Here is a 20,699-nt window from a genome sequence, read left to right as displayed (position 1 = left end):
CATGAAGCGGTTGCCGATGATCCCGGCCGCCCTGACGCTGTTGGCGGCGCTGATTCCGACCGCGACCGCGTCGGCGGCCAGTGACACCAAAACCACGCTGTTCCCGGTGAACGAGTTCGATCAACTGCAGACGCACAGCTGGGTCGACTGCAGCGCTCCGCCGCTGTGCCGGTTCACCGTCGGGGTGCAACTGCAGACACCCGAGGGCATGACCGGGTTCCCGCCGGACCTGTGGGCCCGCCAGAGCACCGAGATCCGCTCGTCGAAGCGCACCGCCTACCTCGACGTGCACACCGACGGCGGCGAGGGCTGGTTCAAGGACCGCGGCGGCCCGGGCACCAAGGTGTTCAAGGACGGCACCGGTGCGGTGATCCAATCGATGTATTACGGCGAGGGCCCGCCGGAGAAATACCAGACCAACGGCAGCATCGACGTCCTGGAGTACTCCACCGGCCGTCCCAAGACCGACGCCAACGTGATCGTCTGCACCCATGTGCAGGTGGTCTACGGCGGAGTCAACCTGACCACGCCGTCCACCTGCGCCCAGACGGTCTTTTAGCGAACCCCCTCAGTAGACGTCGCGCTGGTAGCGGCCGGCGGCCGACAGCGCTCGCACATGGGCCCTGGCGGCGTCACGGGCGAGCAGCCCATGTCGCGCGGCGATATCGCAGATCGCGCGGTCGACCTCCTTGGCCATCTGGCCGGCATCACCGCACACGTACAGGTGCGCGCCGTCCTGCAGCCACTCCCACACCTGGGCTCCGCGGGCGCGGAGCACGTCTTGCACGTAGACCTTCTCGGGCTGATCGCGGGAGAACGCCAGATCGAGTTCGGTGAGAAAACCGCTGGCGTGCATGTCGGTGAGCTCGTCGCGGTAATAGAAGTCGGTGGCGGCATTGCGTTCGCCGAAGAACAACCAGTTCCGCCCACGATGCCCCAGCGCTCGGCGCTGCTGCAGAAAGCTGCGGAAGGGTGCGACGCCGGTCCCCGGGCCGATCATGATCATCGGCGCATCGGGGTCCGCCGGCGGCCGGAAATGGTTGGCGGGCTGCACGAATATGCCGATCTCACCCTCCTCACCCCGGTCGGCCAGATAGGTCGAGCACACGCCGCCGCGCGGCACCCCCCGGCACTCATAACGCACCGCGCCCACCGTCAGGTGCACCTCGCCGGGATTGTCGACACATGCCGACGAAATCGAGTACATCCGCGGTGTAAGCGGTTTGAGCACGCCCAGCCAGTCGTCGACGCCGGCGCGGATCGGCGTTGCGGCCAGCACATCCACCGCCTGACGGCCCCACATCCAGTCCGACAACGCCGCCTTGTTCTCCGGCTGCAACAGCTCGGTCAGCTCCTCGTCTCGGCTGCGCTGTGCGACGAACCGCAGCAGATCACCGGTGATTCGGGCGATTTCGAACCGCTCGACCAGTGCTTGCCGCAACGGCATCGAACCGTGGTCCCCGAGCGTGACGACGTGCCTGCCGTCGAGGCCGGTGACCGCCAGCCATTCGTCCACCAGCGCAGGACTGTTGCGTGGCCACACCCCGAGTGCATCCCCGGCCTGATAGCTCAGCGTCCCTTCCGGGAGCGCGAACACCAGTTGCCGCACCTCTTTGGTCGAACCCGGTCCGCTGAGCACAGTGTTACGCATCAGGCTGGTGCGCAGTGGGCTTTTTCTGCTGTATCGCACCGGTTGCCGCGACGAGCGGACCGCGACGGGGGCCGCGACTTTCCCGGCAGCCGGAGCCGCAGCGGCACCCAGGACGCCGCGCAGCGTACTGAACCACTCGTCCACGGCGTCGTCATAGTCGGGTTCGCAGTCGACGCGGTCCAGGATGCGGGTGGCGCCGAGTTCGGCCAGCCGGGTGTCGAGTTTGCGTCCGTATCCACAGAAGTCGTTGTAGCTGGAGTCGCCCAGCGCCAGCACGGCGTAGCGGGTGTCGGTGAGTTGTGGTGTCGCATCAGCAGTCAACTGCTCCCACAGGACGGCGCCGTTGTCGGGCGGGTCGCCGTCGCCGGTGGTGCTGGAGACCACAATCAACTGCCGGGTGGCGGACAACTCGGTCACCGGAAATTCGTTCATCGTGTGCAGCGCGACCGACAGTCCGGCCTCGGCGAGGTGTGCCGCACAGCGGGCCGCAACTTCTTCGGCATTGCCGGTCTGCGAGGCCCACAGCACCACGATCGACTCGGCCCCGATCCCGTCGTCTCGAGATGGTGCCGACGCAGCCGGCGCGGGGTGCCGGGAGAACAGCCCGGCCAGCAGGCCATTGACCCACACTCGGGTGGCCGGCGCCAACGGGGCATCGGCGGGCACCGTCGGCACACCGGCTGCGCTGCGCCCAGCCTCGGTACGCAGCGCGGTCAGCAGTCCACTCAAGTAGATGCGCTCCATGGGGGTGAAAGAGGGCACGGTGGTCACCGATTCCCCACTGAGCCCGAATAATTCGACCAGGGTGTTCACCCGGTCCAGGCTGATCGCCCCGGGCTGCGGCGTAGCGGCTGCGTCCAGTTCGGGCGGTGATTCGGCCACCACCTTGACCAGGGTGACCGCACACGCCTTGTACTCCGGCTGCTGCGACACCGGGTCGACGGCGTCGTTGGTGACGGCATTGATCGACAGGTACTCACCGAACGCGTCATTCCAGTGGAACGGCGCGAAGCAGTTCCCCGGCCGCACCCGGTCGGTGACCACCGCCGGCAGCACGGCCCGGCCCCGGCGCGAAGCGATCTCCACCCGATCGTCGTCGACGATGCCCAGCAGGGCCGCGTCATCGGGATGGATCTCCACGAACGGTCCCGGGTTGAGTTTGGTGAGCGTGGCGACCTTGCCGGTCTTGGTCAGGGTGTGCCACTGATGCGGCAGCCGACCGGTGTTGAGCAGGAAGGGATAGTCGTCGTCGGGCATCTCGTCGGGCAGCAGGTGCGGGCGGGCGAAGAAGACCGCCCGGCCGGACTCGGTGGCGAACGCCAGCCGTGGCACGCTGCCGTCCTCGCGGACCAGCTGCGTCTGGCTGACCCCGTCATTGAGGTAGCGGATCGGGTTTCGGTCTTCGGTGCCCCCGGGCGGGCACGGCCACTGCATCGGCGACTGACGCAACCGCTCGTAGGTGATGCCGCGTAGGTCATAGCCGGTCTGGGGATTGGCGAATCGTTTGATCTCTTCGAACACCTCCTCGGCACTGGAGTAGTCGAATGCCTTGGCGTATCCCATTTCCGCCGCGATTCGGGCGATGATCTGCCAGTCCGGCAGCGATTGCCCGACCGGGTCGGTCGCCTTCTGAAAGAGGGTGAGACTGCGCTCGGAGTTGACCATCACCCCGTCGCACTCGGTCCACAGCGCCGCCGGCAACAGCACGTCGGCGTAGGCGCTGGTCTCGGTCTCGGCGAACGCGTCCTGGGCGATCACGAACTCCGCCTGTTCCAGGCCTTCCAGTACGGTCCTGCGATTCGCCACTGTCGCAACGGGGTTGGTGCAGATGATCCAGCATGCCTTGATCTGGCCATCGGCCATCCGGGAGAACATGTCGATGGTTCCCGCGCCCACATCGGCGCGTAGTGAGCCGCGCGGGATTCCCCAGATGTCCTCGACCACCTGGCGGTCGTCGGCGGAGAAGACACTGCGCTGACCGGGCAGGCCCGGACCGAGGTAGCCCATTTCCCGGCCACCCATCGCGTTGGGTTGACCGGTCAGCGAGAACGGTCCGCTGCCGGGTTTGCAGATGGCCCCGGTGGCCAGGTGCAGGTTGCAGATGGCGTTGGTGTTCCAGGTGCCGTGGGTGCTCTGGTTGAGTCCCATGGTCCAGCAGCTCATCCAGTTGCCCGCCTCGCCGATCCACGATGCGGCCGTGCGGATGTCGGCTTCGGGGATTCCGGTGAGCTCGGCCACCGACTCCGGGGTGAACTGTTCGAGGAAGCTGGGCATGACTTCCCAACCCTGGGTGTACTCGGCGATGAATTCGTCGTCGGTGTGGCCGTTCGCGACGATCAGATGCAGCAGCCCGTTGAGCAGCGCCAGGTCGGTTCCGGGCGCGATCTGCAGGAACAGGTCGGCCTTTTCGGCGGTGGCGGTGCGGCGCGGGTCGACGACGATCAACTTGGCGCCGGCCTTGACGCGGTCCATCATGCGCAGGAACAGGATCGGATGGCAGTCGGCCATATTCGCGCCGCTCACGAAGAACACGTCGGCGTGATCGAAGTCCTGGTAGGAGCCGGGCGGCCCGTCGGCCCCGAGAGACTGCTTGTAGCCGCTGCCGGCGCTGGCCATGCACAGCCGTGAGTTGGACTCGATCTGGTTGGTGTCGATGAATCCCTTGGCGAGCTTGTTCGCCAGGTATTGGGCCTCGATGGACATCTGGCCGGAGACGTAGAGCGCTACCGCGTCGGGCCCGTGCTGGTCGATGATCGTCCGCAGCCGGGTGGCGCAATGGGTGATCGCGTCATCGATGTCGGTCGGCCGGCCCGGCTCGTCGCGGCACGGCCGCACGAGCGCCGATTCCAACCGGCCGGGCGCGGCAAGCAGGTCAGCGGTCGTGGCCCCCTTGGTGCACAGCCGGCCGAAGTTGGTCGGATGGGACTTGTCGCCGACGGATCTGGCCACGTGGCGGCGCCCGGTGGCGGGATCGGTCTCGACCTGCAGCACCATGCCGCAGCCGACCCCGCAGTAGGCGCACACAGTGGTGATGTCCTGTGCTCGCCGGGAGTCGCCGTGCGCGGGCATGGGAAGTCACCTCCTGCGGTTGCTGGCCTTGCCGCCACCATGCCGCGCGCAGGTTTCAAGATCGTTGCCAGACCATTACCACGGGTTGCGATATTCCGGCGGAGTCGGCGGCCGCCGGTGAGGCCGGCTGCAGCCGCGACGCAATGTTGCGCAGATCACTTCCCAGGCCGCTGAGCCGGGCGCAGAACTGCGAATGAATGCCCCGGCAGTTGGGTGGCCTCCGGCCCGATCGCCGGTGACCCCCAGGCCAGTACCAGTTCGCCGTGGGCCGGCACGCTCACCACGTCGGCGCTCAGGTTGCAGATGAGCAGAAGCGGGCCGCGGCGCATGGCGATCCATCGCGTGTCCTCGTCATAGTCGATCATGAGTTCGCTCAACCAGGGGGAGCCGGCTTCGCTGCGCAGCGCGATCAGCTCCCGGTAGACCTGCAGCAACTGTCGGTGGTGTTGCGCTTCGAGTTCGCCCCAGGCCAGTTTGGACCGGGTGAACGTCTCGGGGTCCTGAGGGTCGGGGATTTCGTCGGCGCTCCAGCCGTGATCGGCGAACTCGGCTTTGCGGCCTTCGGCGGTGGCACGTGCCACCTGCGGGTCCTCATGTGCGGTGAAGAACTGAAAGGGGGTGCTCGCGCCCCATTCCTCCCCCATGAAAAGCATTGCCGTGTAGGGCGACAGCAGCACCAGCGCGGCCTTCACCGCGAGCTGCCCGGCGGTCAGGTTCTGCGAGGGCCGGTCGCCGAGCGCTCTGTTTCCGACCTGGTCGTGTGTGCATGTGTAGGCGAGTAGGCGGGTAGCCGGGATCTGCGAAGTCGGCAGCGGCCGGCCGTGACGCCGGCGGCGGAACGAAGAGTAGGTGGCCGCGTGGAAAAACCCGTTACGCAACGTGGTCGCCAAGGTTGCCATGCTGCCGAAATCAGCGTAATAGCCTTGCCGCTCACCGGATACCGCGGTGTGAATGGCGTGATGGATGTCGTCATCCCATTGCGCGGCGATCCCGTAGCCACCGTCTTCGCGGCGGGTGATGGTGCGCGGGTCGTTGCGATCGCTTTCTGCGATCAGCGACAGCGGGCGCCCCAGCTCCGCTGCGAGTGCCTCGGTTTCGGCCGCCAACTCCTCAAGAATGTTGATTGCCGTGGTGTCGACCAGCGCATGCACGGCGTCCAGGCGTAGACCATCGACGTGAAAGACGCGCATCCAGCGCAGCGCGCAGTCGATGATGTAGCGGCGCACTTCGTCGGAGTCGGGTCCGTCGATGTTGATGGCATCGCCCCACGGGTTACGGGCCTGCGACAGGTATGGACCGAAGCGGGGAAGGTAGTTCCCCGACGGGCCCAGGTGGTTGAAGACGGCGTCGATCAGCACTCCCAGCCCGCGGCCGTGGCAGGCATCGACGAAACGTGCCAACCCGTCCGGGCCACCGTAGGGTTCGTGCACGGCGTACCACAGCACACCGTCGTAGCCCCAGCCGTGCTCGCCGGAAAAGGCGTTGACCGGCATCAATTCCACGAAATCGACGCCCAGATCGACCAGGTGGTCCAGCCTGGCGATGGCGGAGTCGAAGGTGCCGGCCGGGGTGAAGGTGCCGATGTGCAGTTCATAGATCACCGCACCCTGCACTGACCGGCCCGCCCAGTCGCCGTCGGTCCAGGTCAGGCCGGCCTCATCCCACACCGCTGAACGCGCGTGCACACCGTCGGGCTGGCGGGCGGACCGCGGGTCTGGCAGTAGCTGCGGGTCGTCGTCAAGCAGATACCCGTAGCGGGCGCCCGGCGCCACGTCGACCGCCGTGCGCCACCACCCATCCTCTGAACGGTCCATGGGGTGGATCACGCCATCGACATCGAGGCCGACGACTGCCGGTGTCGGTGCCCAAACCGCGAAGTCAGTCATCGACACGCTCCAACAGTGCAACCGGGAGTTCGGTGAACAACTCGGCGGCCGGCACCATTCCCCGGTGTCTGACGCCGGCCAGTGCATCCGACCAGGTGCCGGGCGGCAACGCGACCACCGTGTCGCCCCATCCGGTGCCCTGCAGGCGCACCGTCCATCGGCTGACCGCCACCACCACGTCAGTGCCCCGGGAGAAGGCCACCACATGTTCGCCGGCCGCGCCTGACACCGCCACGGGCTGATAACCGCCATCGGTGAAGGTGTCCGGACGTGCTCGTCGCATCCGCAACGCCGTGGCCACCACCCGCATCTTCCGGTGCTGCAAAGACTTCAGCGCCTCACGACGCACGGCGTAGTCGACTGGCCGTCTGTTGTCCGGGTCGACCAGGCTGTCATCGAACAGTTCGGTGCCCTGATAGACGTCAGGGACGCCGGGAACGGTCAAGGCCAGGAGCTTCTGGCCCAGGATGTCGCTTTCGATGTGCGGAGCGAGTTCGGCGACGAACTGCGTCAGCTCGCCTGCGATAGGCCCGTCCAGGATGGCGTCGAGCCACTCGTGCAGCGCATCCTCGAACGCTGCCTCGGGGTCATGCCACGATGTGCGCCGGCCCGCTTCGCGAACCGCCTTCTCGGCATAGCCGTGCAGCCGCTCGCGCAGCGCGGTGCTCACCCGACCGTCGAGTGGCCACACACCGAAGATGTTCTGCCACAGGAAGAGTCCAGTGCCCAGATCCGGAGAGGGCGATCTGGATTCCCACCGGGCGACGAACTCCGCCCACAGCGACGGCACCTGCGACAACACGCCGATGCGCGCCCGGACATCCTCGCCGCGTTTGGTGTCGTGGGTGGACAAGGTGGTCATCGTGTGTGGCCAGAGCCGGACGCGGGTGGCGGCCCGGTGATGAAACTCGGCCGAACCCACGCCGAAGTACTGCGGGTCGCCGCCGACTTCGTTGAGCGACACCAGCCGGGCGTCCCGGTAGAATATGCAGTCTTCGGTTGCCTTGGCGGTCACCGCTCCGCAAAGTTGCTGTAACCGCACCGCGGCTTGTCCACCGTCGGCGATCGCCGCCGCGACGAGCGCCAGCGGTGCATCGAAGTCCGGCCGCTGCGCACGGGTGTTCGCCAGTGCCGCGGGCAGTATCGCCGTCAGTCCCGGGTAATCGCTGCGGTAGACGCCGATGTGACCGAGCAGGGCCGCGATCGCCTCGGGCAGCAACGGATGATCGGTGCCGGTGGCACTCACCACACAGCGGCACAGGCGCGCGAGCTCGCTGCCCAGCGTCTTGGCCGCCGCGATCTCCTTCTGCTGGGCCAGCAGGGCGGGCATCGCGCGGTAGTCGACACCGGCGGTCTCGCAGAGCTCGGTCAACGCCGGTTCCCCGTCCGGGTCGACGAACAGCCCGCCGATCTCCCGCAGGACGTCGTAACCGGTGGAGCCGGCCACCGGAAGGTTGGGGTCGAGCGACTCGTCCACGGCCAGAATCTTTTCGACGACGATCCAGGCGTCGGGGCCGATCAGCCTGCGCAGCCTCTGCAGATACCCCTGCGGATCCGACAGCCCGTCCGGGTGATCGACTCGCACGCCATCGACCAGGCCCGCCTCGAACCAGCGCGCCGGCTCGGCGTGCCAGGCGTCGAAGACGCTGTCGTCCTCTTGACGCAGGCCGGCCAGCGACGTGATCGAGAAGAAGCGGCGGTAGCCACAGCTGCCGTGGCGCCAGCCGACCAGCCGATAATGCTGGCGATCATGGACTTGCGCACCGCTGCCGCCGCCGGTTCCGGGCGCGATCGGGAACACCAGATCACCCAGGCACAGTGACTCACCGTCGACGGTCAGTTCCGCGACGTCGTCGTCAGATCCCAGCACCGGCAGGATGATTCGGCCATCACCGAGCTCCCAGTCGATATCGAAGAACGCGGCGTACCGGGAGGACCGGCCGTGCTTGAGCACGTCCCACCACCAGGGGTTCTGCTGGGGCCTTTGCACCCCGACGTGATTGGGCACGATGTCGACGATCAGCCCCATCCCGCGAGCATGCGCCGCTGCCGCCAGCCGCGCCAGACCCTGCGCGCCGCCCAGTTCGGCCGACACCGTCGTCGGATCGACGACGTCGTAGCCGTGCGACGATCCGCGGACCGCGGTCATTATCGGCGAGAGGTACAGGTGCGAGATGCCCAGTGCGTCGAGATAGTCGAGAAGATTCTCGGCGTCGGCGAAGGTGAACGCGGAGCCGCTTTCGGCGCCCCGCAGCTGTAACCGGTAGGTGGACAGTACCGGCCGGGCCATGCGTCAGCGTACTTTCCGCAGGACGAGCAGCGAACGCCCCGGAACGGACAGCTCACCTGCTGGCTGCACGGCCTGCTCAGTCGCCGATGTCGGCTCCGCGGTGTCCAATTCGACAGTCCATTCTTGCGCGTAATCCTCGCCGGGAACGGCGAACTCGACCGTCTCCTCATGCGCATTGAAGCACAGCAGGAACGAGTCATCCACCACCCGCTGGCCGCGCATGTCCGGCTCGCGGATTGCCCCGCCGTTGAGAAAGACCATGATGCACTTGTCGAAGCCGTTGTCCCAGTCGTCTTGGCTCATCTCCTGACCGGCGGAGGTGAACCACGCGATGTCACCGATCTCGTCGGCGTGGCGTACCGGGCGGCCTTCGAAGAACCGGCGGCGGCGAAACACCGGATGCTCTTTGCGAAGCTGCGTCACCTGGCGGGTGAAGGCCAGCAGATCGGCGTTCTGTTCGGCCAGCGACCAATCCATCCAGGAGAGTTCGGAGTCCTGACAGTACGTGTTGTTGTTGCCCTGTTGGGTGCGCCCCAGCTCATCGCCGTGGGCGATCATCGGCGTGCCCTGCGACAGCAGCAGGGTGGCCAGAATATTGCGCGTCTGTCGAGCCCGCAGTTCCAGAATCTCCGGATCGTCGGTGGGACCTTCGACGCCGCAGTTCCACGATCGGTTGTGGCTCTCGCCGTCGGAGTTGTCGTCGCCGTTGGCCTCGTTGTGCTTCTCGTTGTAGGAGACCAGGTCGCGCAATGTGAACCCGTCGTGTGCGATGACGAAGTTGATGCTGGCACCCGGCCGACGCCCCGTGGCCTCGTAGAGGTCCGACGACCCGGTGAGCCGGGAGGCGAACTCTCCCAACGTCTCCGGCTCACCCCGCCAATAGTCGCGTACGGTGTCGCGGTACTTGCCGTTCCATTCGGTCCACAGTCCGGGAAAATTGCCGACCTGATATCCGCCTTCCCCGACATCCCACGGCTCGGCTATCAGCTTGACCTGACTGACCACCGGGTCCTGCTGAATCAGGTCGAAGAACGCCGAAAGCCGGTCCACATCATAGAATTCACGGGCCAGGGTGGATGCCAGGTCGAATCGGAACCCGTCCACATGCATTTCGGTCACCCAGTACCGAAGCGAATCCATGATCAGCTGCAGTGCATGCGGATTCCGCGCGTTGAGGCTGTTGCCGGTGCCGGTGTAGTCCATATACATGCTTCGGTCGTCGTCGACGAGCCGGTAGTAGGCGGCATTGTCGATTCCGCGGAAGCTGATGGTCGGCCCGAGGTGGTTGCCCTCTGCAGTGTGGTTGTAGACCACGTCGAGGATCACTTCGATACCGGCTTCGTGCAGGGTGCGCACCATGGTCTTGAATTCCGCGACCGCTGCGCCCGGCTGCCGGCTTGCCGCGTATTGACTGTGCGGGGCGAAGAATCCGAAAGTGTTGTAGCCCCAATAGTTCCGCAGGCCCATCCGAAGCAGGCGGTCGTCGTGCATGAACTGGTGCACCGGCATCAGCTCGACGGCGGTGACGTGCAGGGACTGCAGGTGGTCGATGACGGCCGGGTGAGCCAAGCCGGCGTAGGTGCCGCGCAGTTCCTCGGGGATGTCCGGATGGGTCTGGGTCATACCCTTGACGTGGGTCTCGTAGATGATCGTCTCGTTGTACGGGGTCTTCGGCGGCCGGTCGGTCGCCCAGTCGAAGTACGGATTGATCACCACACTGGTCATGGTGTGCCCGAGCGAGTCGACCCTCGGCAGCGTTTCGGCCACCGGCGGCGTGTCTCCGGCGCCCATGTCGTAGGAGAACAGCGCCTGTCCGAAGTCGAAGTCGCCGGCGAACGCCCGGCCGTAGGGGTCGAGCAACAGCTTGCTGGAATCGCAGCGATGTCCGGCCGGCGGGTCGAAGGGCCCGTGCACTCGGAAGCCGTAGTGCTGCCCCGGCGACACCGTCGGCAGGTAGGCATGCCAGACATAGCCGTCCACCTCTTCGAGCGGGATGCAGGTCTGCTCGCCGTTGTCGTCGATCAGGCACAGATCGACCCGCTCGGCGATCTCCGAGAACAGGGCGAAGTTGGTTCCGCCACCGTCGTAGCTGGCCCCGAGTGGGGCGCTGGTGCCCGGCCAGACGTTATGCGACGCCGGTTTCTCGGCTGGATCCCTGACCGCCTCGACCTCGCTCGCCGGATTTCGGGTAGTTCCCATGCTCACCCAATCTCGTCAGGAGTTTCGCCGCCTCGATATGGCGCCGCGAGTTGTGGCTACCCGCCTGCCCGGCGGTCAAACTATGGCAATGACGACACCGCGATTGGCCAGAAAGAGTTGAAATGCACCGCGGACGGGTATAGGCGTTGTCGTGGCGCCCGATGACCTACGCCGGCTGGCAGCGGCGCACGGCGTCGCCACTGCCTATCGCAACGAACGGCGCGAGTTGGTGCAGGTGGACGCCGACGTCGTGGTCCGGGTTCTCCGGCTGCTCGACGTCGAGGCCGGCACCGCAGCCGATCGTCGCCACGAGTTGATCAAGTTGGCCGAACGCGAGCGGGTGAGCGTTTCGCCGCCGACTGCCGCCGTGCGGTTAACCGGGCGCCCGCTGCCGTTCGCCGGAGCCACCGCATTGGTGAGCGAGGACGGCGTGCGCACGCCGGTTCGCGATGAACTGCCCGCCGACCTGCCACCGGGCTGGTATCAACTCGCGCTGCGCAATGGGCAGGAAGTCACGCTGGTGGCGGCTCCCGCCCGGGCTCCGCGGGCACCGGCCACCTGGGGCTGGATGCTGCAGCTGTATGCGCTGCGCTCGGCAGGTTCCTGGGGCATCGGCGACCTGTCCGACCTGCGGGATTGGGTGACCTGGACCGCCGCCGAACACGGCGCCGGGGCGGTGCTGCTCAATCCGCTGCACGCGCCGGGGCCCACGCACCCGATGCAGCCGTCACCGTATACCCCGTCGAGCCGGCGGTTCGCCAACCCACTGGCCCTGCACATCGAAGACCTGGACGCCTACCGCCGCGCCGACCCGGAGACCCGGGCAGAAGTCGATGCGCTGCGGGTCGCCCCGGACACCGCACGAATCGATTACGACCTGGTGTGGGCCGCCAAGCGCGCGGCCCTGGAGTTGCTCTGGCGCGCTGACGGGCGGCCCTGCCCGCTCGACGAGTCGGTGCAGACCCGGGCGCTGCGGGACTGGGCGACCTACTGCGCGCTGGCCGAACGCCAGGGCGGTACGTGGTCCCGGTGGCCTGCCCCGCTGCGCGATGCGACCGGACCCGCGGTGGCCGCCGCCCGGCGGCAGCTGGCGCCGCGGGTCGCTTTTCATGCCTGGGTGCAGCAGCAATGCGCGCAGCAACTGCTGGCGGTACGCGACGCCGCCAAAAACGCGGGCATGGCATTGGGTGTGTTGCATGACCTGGCAGTCGGCGTCGACGGCGACGGCGCCGATGCGTGGGCCCTGGCCGACGTCCTGGCCGTTGGGGCCAGCGTCGGAGCACCCCCGGATACGTTCAGCCCTCGTGGACAGGACTGGTGCCTGCCGCCCTGGCGGCCGGACCGCCTGGCGGCCACCGGCTATCGCGCGGTGCGCGACATGCTGCGCGCCGTGCTGGCCCACGCCGACGGTGTGCGCATCGATCACGTCGCCGGCCTGTGGCGGCTGTGGTGGATCCCGCCGGGCGAAAGCCCCGACCGCGGCACCTACGTGCACTACGACGCCGACGTCATGCTCGCGGTTCTGGCACTGGAGGCGCATCGCGCCAACGCGGTCGTCATAGGCGAGGACCTGGGAACCGTCGAACCGGAAGTCACCCGCGCACTGGCCGACAACGCCATGCTGGGGTGCGCGGTCTCCTGGTTCACTCGTGATGACTCGGTGCCCGGCCAGCCGTTGCTGCCACCGGCGAACTGGCCGTCACGGGTGGCTGCCAGCATCTCCACCCACGACTTGCCCACCGCTGCCGGATTCTTCCGCACCGAACACGTGCGGGCGCGCGCCGAGCGCGGTCTGCTCGACGACGTGGCGGCCGCACAGGACGCCGCCGAGCAGGAACGAGCCGAATGGCTGGCACTGCTGCGTTCCGAAGGGTTTCTCGACGACGACGATCTGGCTCCCGATGAGTCGCTAATCATCGACGCGATGCACCGCTTTCTGGCCGCCACGCCGAGCCGGCTGAAACTGGTCTCGCTCTATGACGTGCTGGCCGAGCCTCGTCAGCCCAACCTGCCCGGCACCGTGGATCAATATCCGAACTGGCGGCTGCCGTTGCCGCAGCCTCTCGAGCAGTTGCAGACCGATCCGCGGATCGCCCGAACCGCAGCGATGTTCACCGACGATCCAGGCGGTCAGACGTCTGCAAGGTAATCATGTCCGGAAGGGGGTACACGTCGAGATATGGCCATCGACGCTGACAACGAATCCGCCGTGGATCCGGCCGACCCCGCGGCAGGCAGTCATGTCGAGGACGGCATCGTCGAGCACCCGAACGCGGACGACTTCGGCGATGCCGCGGCCCTGCCTGCCGACCCCATCTGGTTCAAACGAGCGGTGTTCTACGAGGTGCTGGTCCGGGCGTTCTACGACTCCAACGGGGATGGCGTCGGCGACCTGCGGGGCCTGACCGAGCGGCTGGACTATCTGCAATGGCTCGGCGTTGACTGTCTGTGGCTGCCGCCGTTCTACGACTCACCGCTACGCGACGGCGGTTACGACATCCGGGATTTCTACAAGGTTCTGCCGGAGTTCGGCACGGTCGATGATTTCGTCGAACTGCTCGACGCTGCGCACCGCCGCGGCATCCGGGTCATCACCGACCTAGTGATGAACCACACCTCGGACAGCCACCCCTGGTTTCAACAGTCCCGGCAGGACCCGGACGGCCCCTATGGCGACTACTACGTGTGGAGCGACACCAGCGAGCGGTACGCCGACGCCCGGATCATCTTCGTCGACACCGAGGAGTCCAACTGGACGTTTGACGCGGTGCGCAAGCAGTTCTATTGGCACCGGTTCTTCTCCCACCAGCCCGACCTGAACTATGACAATCCCGCCGTGCAGGACGCCATGATTGATGTGCTGCGGTTCTGGCTGAACCTCGGCATCGACGGGTTTCGGTTGGACGCGGTGCCGTACCTGTTCGAGAGAGAGGGAACGAACTGCGAAAACCTGCCTGAGACACATGATTTCCTGAAGCGATGCCGCAAAGTCGTCGATGACGAATTCCCGGGCAGGGTTCTGCTGGCCGAGGCCAATCAGTGGCCCACCGACGTGGTCGAATACTTCGGCAACCCCAAAACCGGCGGCGATGAATGCCACATGGCGTTCCACTTCCCGCTGATGCCACGCATTTTCATGGCCGTGCGTCGTGAGTCCCGGTTCCCGATCTCGGAGATCATGGCGCAGACACCGCCGATACCGCACCTGGCGCAATGGGGAATCTTCCTGCGCAACCATGACGAGTTGACGTTGGAGATGGTCACCGACGACGAACGCGACTACATGTACGCCGAATACGCCAAAGACCCGCGGATGAAGGCCAACGTGGGGATCCGGCGCCGGCTGGCTCCACTGTTGGACAAAGACCGCAACCAGATCGAACTGTTCACCGCCCTGTTGCTGTCGTTACCGGGCTCACCGATCCTCTACTACGGCGACGAAATAGGGATGGGCGACATCATCTGGCTCGGCGACCGCGACGCGGTTCGCACCCCGATGCAGTGGACACCGGACCGCAACGCCGGGTTCTCCACAGCCAACCCGGGCAGGCTCTACCTGCCGCCCATTCAAGACGCGGTCTATGGCCATCAGTCGGTCAACGTCGAATCGCAGCGCGACACCTCGACGTCGTTGCTGAACTGGACCCGCACCATGCTCGCCATTCGGCGCCGGTATGAGGCCTTTGCACTCGGCGGGTTTCGCGAACTGGGCGGGTCCAATCCGTCGGTGCTGGCCTACGTTCGCGAGATCTCGGGCGAAGACGGGGACACGGTCCTGTGTGTCAACAACCTGTCCCGGTTTCCGCAGCCGATCGAATTGAATCTGCAGCACTGGGACGGTCATACCCCCGTGGAACTCACCGGTTCGGTGGAGTTTCCCCGAATAGGAAAGCTGCCATATCTGCTTACGCTGCCCGGGCACGGCTTCTACTGGTTTCAGTTGTGTGAGCCATGCGAGCAGAAGGAGGACCTGTCATGACCGGTGATACCGGCGAACCAGCGGGCCTGCCGTGGTCGGAATGGCTACCGACCCGACGCTGGTATGCGGGACGGAATCGGCAACTGGCGACGGCTGATCCCGTCGTGGTGGAGGAGTTGGGAGGCGGGCTGCAGCTGGTACTGATCGACGTCAGCTACACCGACGGCGCCGCCGACCGCTACCAGGTGATCGTCAGCTGGGACGTGGACCTGGCACCGGAGTACGCCCAGGCCGCCACGATCGGCAGCTATCGCGGGCGTACCGCCTACGACGCTCTCTACGACGCTGCCGCGACCCGAACCTTGTTGTCGCTGATCGATTCGTCGGCTCAGCGCGGTGACGTCACGTTTATCCCGGAACCGGGGGTGTCGCTGCCGGTTCAGGCTGATTCGCGGGTGTCGGAGGCCGAGCAGAGCAACACCAGCGTCATCGTCGAGGAAAAGGTGGTCCTCAAGGTTTTTCGGCGGATCAGAGCTGGGATCAATCCGGACATCGAACTCAACGCGGCGCTGGGCCGCGCCGGCAATCCCCATGTTCCGCGCCTGTTCGGCTCCTACCAGATCGAGTTGCCGGGCGATTCCGGCGAGCTGCCCTACGCGTTGGGAATGGTCAGCGAATACGCGATGAACTCGGCCGAAGGCTGGGCGATGGCGACCGCGAGCGTTCGCGACCTGTTCGCCGAAGCCGACCTGTACGCCTATGAGGTGGGTGGCGACTTCGCCGGCGAGTCGTACCGGCTCGGGGAGGCTGTCGCATCGGTGCACCGGACGCTGGCCGAGAGCCTCGGGACTTCGGAATCGGTCTTCCCGGCCGAGTTGCTGTTGTCGCGGCTGAGGGCGACGGCGGAGACGGTGCCCGAAGTACGCCCCCACCTGGCCGCCATCGAAGAGCGGTTCGCCGCGCTGGCCGGTGAGTCCATCACGGTGCAACGAGTCCACGGTGACCTGCATCTGGGTCAGGTGCTGCGCACCCCCAACGGGTGGCTGTTGATCGACTTCGAAGGTGAGCCGGGCGCACCGCTGTCGGAACGTCGCAGGCCGGACTCGCCGCTGCGCGATGTCGCCGGCGTCCTGCGGTCCTACGAGTACGCCGCGTACGGGAAACTGGCCGACCTGTCGCGCGAAGGCCAAGACCGTCAACTGGCCACCCGGGCGCGTGAGTGGCTGGACCGCTGCTGTAGCGCGTTCTGCGAGGGCTATGGGTCGGAGTCGGGCACCGATCCGCGAGACAACGCGGCGCTGTTGACCGCCTACGAAGTGGACAAGGCGGTTTATGAGGCCGGTTATGAAGCCCGGCACCGACCGTCTTGGCTGCCGATTCCGCTGCGGGCACTCAGCCGGCTGAGTTAGCACCCTGGTCGTCAACGGGCTCCAGCCACAGCGCCGACAGTGGCGGCAGCACCAGTACCGCAGAGGCGGGACGACCGTGACGGGGCTCGTCGACCGCGTCCACGCCACCGAAATTGCCTGCGCCCCCGCCCTTGTAGTCCACGGCATCGGTGTTGAGCACCTCACGCCACCGGCCCGCGAACGGCAGGCCGAGGTGATAATCGGCATGCGCCACGCCGGAGAAGTTGAACACCGCCGCCAGCACCGATCCGTCCGCCGCGTACCGCAGGAAGCTCAGCACATTGTTGGCCGAGTCGTTGGCATCGATCCAGGAGTACCCGGCAGGGCTGGTGTCTTGACTCCACAGCGCGGGGCGGCTGCGGTAGGCGGAATTGAGATCACGGGCCAGGCACCGGATCCCGGCGGAGAATCCGTCCGCCTCACCCGCTGAGTCGAGCTGGAACCAGTCCAGCCCGCGTTCCTCGGACCACTCGGCACGCTGGCCGAACTCCTGGCCCATGAACAACAGCTGCTTGCCCGGATGCGCCCACTGGTAGGCCAGCAGGCAGCGCACGCCGGCCGCCTTGGCGTGGTCATCGCCGGGCATGCGGCTCCAGAGCGTGCCTTTGCCGTGTACCACTTCGTCATGGCTGATCGGCAGCACGAAGTTCTCGCTGTAGGCATAGAGCATCGAGAACGTCATCTCGTGGTGATGGTAGGACCGATGCACTGGGTCGTGGCCGAGGTAGGACAGGGTGTCGTGCATCCAGCCCATGTTCCATTTCATCGAAAAGCCGAGTCCACCAAGGCTGGTCGGCCTCGAGACACCGGGCCACGACGTCGACTCCTCGGCGATGGTGACGATTCCGCGCGCCGACTTGTGTGCGGTGGCGTTCATCTCCTGCAGGAACTGCACCGCCTCCAGGTTCTCTCGACCGCCGCGGATGTTGGGTGTCCAACCGCCCTGGGGCCGCGAGTAGTCCAGGTAGAGCATCGATGCCACGGCGTCCACTCGCAGCCCGTCGATGTGGAACTCCAGCAGCCAGTACAGCGCATTGGCCACCAGAAAGTTGCGCACCTCGGGTCGGCCGAAGTCGAAGACGTAGGTGCCCCAGTCGAGTTGTTCACCGCGGCGCGGGTCCGCGTGCTCATACAGCGGGGTGCCGTCGAACCGTCCCAACGCCCAGGCATCCTTGGGAAAGTGTGCGGGCACCCAGTCCACGATGACTCCGATACCGTCGCCGTGCAGCGCGTCGACCAAGAAGCGAAAGTCGTCGGGCGTACCGAATCGTGCCGTCGGCGCGTAGTACGAGGTGACCTGATAGCCCCATGATCCGCCGAACGGGTGCTCGGCGACCGGCAGCAGTTCGACGTGGGTGAACCCCTGCTCCGCGACGTAGTCGGTCAGTTCGGTGGCGAGCCGGCGGTAGCTCAGCCCCGGCCGCCAGGACCCGAGGTGCACCTCATAGATGCTCATCGCTTCGAGCGCCGGATTCGCCGTGGCCCGCCGATCCATCCAATCGCCGTCTTGCCAGGTATAGCGACTGGTGGTGACGCGTGACGCGGTGTGCGGCGGGGTTTCCGCGGCGAACGCCATCGGGTCGGCTCGTTCGGTGACCACATCGTCGGCGCCGTGAACCCGAAACTTGTACAGACCGTCGATGGGAAATCCCGGCCAGAACAGCTCCCACACACCGGAAGATCCGAGTGCTCGCATGGGCGCTCCGATGCCGTCCCAGCCGGTGGTGTCACTGATCAGCCCCACTCCCCGGGCGTTGGGCGCCCACACCGCGAAGGACACGCCCGCCACCGTCCCGTCCGGGGTGGTGAACGTGCGCGGATGCGCGCCAAGCACCTCCCACAGCCGCTCGTGTCGCCCCTCGCCGAACAGGTGCAGGTCGATCTCGCCCAGCGTCGGCAGGAAGCGGTACCCGTCGGCCACTGTCTGCGGTTCCGCGGCGCCGGGGTAGTCGATCTGCAGCCGATAGTCGATCAGGTCGGCGAAGGACAGCGTCACGGCGAACAGCCCGTCACCCAGGTGTTGCATCGGGATCCGGTCAGCGCCAACCACAACCGCCACCGCACTCGCGCCCGGGCGCAGAGCTCGGATCACGGTGCGCTCACCGTCGTCGTGGGCGCCGAGGATCGCATGCGGGTCATAGTGCACGCCCGCCATCAGCCGATCGAGATCCTCGGGATGGAGCTGAAGCCCACCGGCCTGGTGTTTGATGCGGGTCATCGGGTCCTCACCTCCGATGCAACAGCTCGGTTCGCGCCTGCGCACTCATCACCGGCATGTTGATGATGTGGGCGACCGCTCGACTCGGGTCGAGCCGCACGTAATTGTCCTGCCCCCATTGGTATTCCTCCCCGCTGATTTCGTCGCGCACCCAGAACCGCTCGTAGGGCGCCATACCCAGCGCCGCCATGTCGAGCGACAGCGTCGCCTCCTCGGCAGCGAACGCGTTCAACGTCACCACCACCAGCACCGTGTCACCACTGGCCGGATCGAATTTGCTGTAGGCCAAAATCGCGTCGTTGTCGACGTGATGGAAATGCAGGGTGCGCAGCTGCTGCAGGGCTGGATGCCGCCGCCGAACGGCGTTGAGCGCACCGATGAACGGCTCCAGCGATCTGTCCTCACTGCGCGCTGCGGCGAAGTCGCGAGGACGCAGTTCGTACTTCTCCGAATGAAGGTATTCTTCGCTTCCCTCATGCAGCGCCTCGTGTTCGAACAGCTCATAGCCGGAATACACCCCCCACGAGGGGCCCATCGTCGCGGCCAGCACTGCCCGGATAGCGAACATGCCGGGACCGTGATGCTGCAGACTGGCGTGCAGGATGTCCGGGGTGTTGACGAACAGATTCGGTCGGCGAAAATCCGCCAATTCGGCGATCTCCTCACCGAACTCCACCAGCTCAGCCTTGGAAGTGCGCCAGGTGAAATAGGTGTAGGACTGGGTGAAGCCGAGCTTGGCCAGACCATATTGCCGGGCCGGCGGGGTGAAGGCCTCGGACAGGAACAGCACCTCGGGGTCGGTGGCCTTCACGGTGGCGATCAACCATGCCCAGAACCCAGGCGGTTTGGTATGGGGATTGTCGACCCGAAACACCTTGACCCCGTGCCGGATCCAGAACTGCACCACCCGAAGCACCTCGGCATGCAGGCCGGCCGGATCGTTGTCGAAATTCAGCGGGTAGATATCCTGGTATTTCTTCGGCGGATTCTCCGCGTAGGCGATCGTCCCGTCCGGCAACTCGGTGAACCATTGACGGTGGCGCCGGACCCACGGGTGATCGGGAGCGCACTGCAACGCCAGATCCAGGGCGACCTCTAAGCCGAGTTCTGCGGCGCTGGCGACGAATTGGTCGAAATCATCGAGTGTTCCCAGCTCGGGGTGCACTGCATCGTGGCCGCCCTCGTCGCTGCCGATCGCCCACGGCGACCCGACATCGCCGGGCTCGGCCACCGCGGCGTTGTTGCGGCCTTTTCGGTGCACCTTCCCGATCGGGTGGATCGGCGGCAGGTACACCACGTCGAACCCCATCTCGGCGATCCGCGGCAGCTCCGACGCCGCGGTGGCCAGCGTGCCGTGTACTGGAGCACCCGCGGAGTCCCATCCCCCGGTGGAGCGCGGAAACATCTCGTACCAGGAGCTGAATCGCGCCAGCGGGCGATCCACCCAGATCCGGTACTGCTGACCTCGGGTGAGCAGGTCCCGCAGCGGATGGCAGGTGACCAGCTGGGTGACCTCCTCCGACAGCGCCGGCGCCGACCGCACCACCCGGTCGCCGGGTTCGCGCAACGCAGCGGCAGCCACCACCACGGGCCGGCGCCGGCTGGGGGGCATGGCCGCAGCGGCCCGGTCCAGCAGCTCGGCGCCGATCAACAGATCATTGGACAACTCGGCCTCACCCTGGCCGGCGTCCAGCTTGGCAAGCACCGTATTGCGCCAGCTGCGGACCGAATCGGTCCATCCGTCGACCCGAAAAGCCCACATTCCGGGCCGGTCCGGGACGAACTGACCGTGAAAGACGAACGGCTCATCACCCGCCCGCATCGGCAGCAACACCGGCTGCGAGCGAGACACCGCCTGTTCCTCGGCACCCGGCTGCGACGCCGGGTCGCTACCGAGACAGCGCGCCACCAGGGTCGCGGCAAGGACATCGTGTCCCTCACGCCACACGGTGGCGGCGACCGGCACCGTCTCCCCGACCACTGCCTTGGCGGGTTGCCTGCCGCAGGACACCACCGGCGTAACGCCATCGACCTCGATTCGGCCCGGCACCCAGGACT

At 66.5% G+C, this 20,699-nt stretch carries 10 protein-coding genes; 4 read left to right on the top strand and 6 right to left on the bottom strand.

All coding sequences use genetic code 11. The features are described from left to right. Nucleotide 1: 1 nt before the first annotated feature. Nucleotides 2–559: a hypothetical protein gene (locus tag AWC18_RS12435; protein WP_076050263.1), complete on the top strand. Its 558-nt coding sequence runs from the start codon at nucleotides 2–4 to the stop codon at nucleotides 557–559. A 9-nt stretch (nucleotides 560–568) separates the two neighbouring features. Here AWC18_RS12435 and AWC18_RS12430 read toward each other — a convergent pair whose 3' ends face one another. The 4 genes from AWC18_RS12430 to glgX all read right to left on the bottom strand — a co-directional run bounded on the left by AWC18_RS12430 (nucleotide 569) and on the right by glgX (nucleotide 11,095). Next, nucleotides 569–4,720: a bifunctional nitrate reductase/sulfite reductase flavoprotein subunit alpha gene (locus tag AWC18_RS12430; RefSeq protein ID WP_085138917.1), complete on the bottom strand. Its 4,152-nt coding sequence runs from the start codon at nucleotides 4,718–4,720 to the stop codon at nucleotides 569–571. A 155-nt stretch (nucleotides 4,721–4,875) separates the two neighbouring features. Then, entirely contained in the window at nucleotides 4,876–6,606 is a 1,731-nt protein-coding gene (gene treZ / locus AWC18_RS12425) for a malto-oligosyltrehalose trehalohydrolase (RefSeq protein ID WP_085138916.1), read from the bottom strand. Further along, on the bottom strand, nucleotides 6,599–8,896 hold the full coding sequence (gene treY, locus AWC18_RS12420; RefSeq protein WP_085138915.1) for a malto-oligosyltrehalose synthase: 2,298 nt from the start codon (nucleotides 8,894–8,896) through the stop codon (nucleotides 6,599–6,601). The genes treZ and treY overlap by 8 nt, the downstream gene beginning before the upstream one ends. A 3-nt stretch (nucleotides 8,897–8,899) precedes the next feature. Further along, nucleotides 8,900–11,095: a glycogen debranching protein GlgX gene (gene glgX / locus AWC18_RS12415; protein ID WP_085138914.1), complete on the bottom strand. Its 2,196-nt coding sequence runs from the start codon at nucleotides 11,093–11,095 to the stop codon at nucleotides 8,900–8,902. 151 nt (nucleotides 11,096–11,246) lie between these two features. Here glgX and malQ point away from each other — a divergent pair, with 151 nt between their 5' ends. Genes malQ through AWC18_RS12400 form a run of 3 tightly spaced genes read left to right on the top strand, consistent with a single transcriptional unit; the run spans nucleotide 11,247 to nucleotide 16,423 of the window. Next, on the top strand, nucleotides 11,247–13,244 hold the full coding sequence (malQ, locus tag AWC18_RS12410) for a 4-alpha-glucanotransferase (RefSeq protein WP_085138913.1): 1,998 nt from the start codon (nucleotides 11,247–11,249) through the stop codon (nucleotides 13,242–13,244). Between the two features lie 30 nt (nucleotides 13,245–13,274). Next, nucleotides 13,275–15,074 (top strand): maltose alpha-D-glucosyltransferase, encoded by a 1,800-nt coding sequence (gene treS / locus AWC18_RS12405; protein ID WP_064997633.1) that lies wholly within the window; start codon nucleotides 13,275–13,277, stop codon nucleotides 15,072–15,074. Beyond that, the gene (locus tag AWC18_RS12400; protein WP_085138912.1) at nucleotides 15,071–16,423 is read left to right on the top strand and encodes a maltokinase N-terminal cap-like domain-containing protein; all 1,353 of its coding nucleotides are present in this window, start codon (nucleotides 15,071–15,073) and stop codon (nucleotides 16,421–16,423) included. The genes treS and AWC18_RS12400 overlap by 4 nt, the downstream gene beginning before the upstream one ends. On the opposite strand, the gene glgB is transcribed toward AWC18_RS12400, so the two are convergent. Together glgB and AWC18_RS12390 are read right to left on the bottom strand one after the other, a co-directional pair. Next, complete coding sequence (glgB, locus tag AWC18_RS12395) at nucleotides 16,407–18,641, bottom strand: 1,4-alpha-glucan branching protein GlgB (RefSeq protein WP_085138911.1); 2,235 nt, start codon at nucleotides 18,639–18,641, stop codon at nucleotides 16,407–16,409. The two genes, AWC18_RS12400 and glgB, sit on opposite strands and share 17 nt — an antisense overlap. A gap of 7 nt (nucleotides 18,642–18,648) precedes the next feature. Then, nucleotides 18,649–20,691: an alpha-1,4-glucan--maltose-1-phosphate maltosyltransferase gene (locus tag AWC18_RS12390; protein WP_064997636.1), complete on the bottom strand. Its 2,043-nt coding sequence runs from the start codon at nucleotides 20,689–20,691 to the stop codon at nucleotides 18,649–18,651. Between the last annotated feature and the right edge of the window lie 8 nt (nucleotides 20,692–20,699).

Origin of the sequence: Mycolicibacter nonchromogenicus (assembly GCF_002101775.1) — a bacterium.
Classification (GTDB): Bacteria; Actinomycetota; Actinomycetes; order Mycobacteriales; family Mycobacteriaceae; genus Mycobacterium; species Mycobacterium nonchromogenicum.
This window is presented reverse-complemented; position numbering and strand designations above follow the sequence as displayed.